Raw genomic sequence first — 485 nt, 5'->3', positions numbered from 1 at the left:
GATCCACGGTGCCGGGAATTTCGAGAGATCGTCACAGAACGGGATCAGCTCGGGGATTTTCTCGTTCGGCATCAGCCCGTAGGCTGTTGGCGGGCAGTCGTCCGGTATCTCGCACTTGAAGTGGATACGGCGCGACGCGAACTTGTTGTTGGCCTCATCGCGCGTTGCGTGCGATTGGATGCTCTCGATGCGAACCACGAAGGCTCGCAGAGCATCCGAGTAGGATCGCCCCGGCAGTTGCCACAGCGCCCACTTCACCTGCGCCTCGAAGAGGTCCAACTGCGCTTCGAGTTCGGCATCGGTCATCGGCGTGTCGAAGACAACGTTCTGGACGTTGTCGATGATCTCCGTGTCGAAGCTACCGATCACGATCTCGACGCGCAGATCGACCCATCGCCGGTAGGGTCCGGAGCCGCTGCCTCGATTGATGAGATCGCCCGTGTCGTCGTCCGTGTAGACGATGATGCCGGGCATCGGCTTGCTGT

1 protein-coding gene is annotated in these 485 nt (G+C 60.6%); it reads right to left on the bottom strand.

The features are described from left to right. The coding region (locus OO70_RS50645; protein WP_234337162.1) for a hypothetical protein at window positions 1-474 on the bottom strand (474 nt) is incomplete at its 3' end. Window positions 475-485 lie beyond the last annotated feature (11 nt).

It is taken from the genome of Streptomyces xylophagus (genome assembly GCF_000716435.1).
GTDB classification, from domain to species: domain Bacteria; phylum Actinomycetota; class Actinomycetes; order Streptomycetales; family Streptomycetaceae; genus Streptomyces; species Streptomyces xylophagus.
Note: the sequence above shows the minus strand (reverse complement) of the source record. Positions and strands in the feature narration are given on the sequence as shown.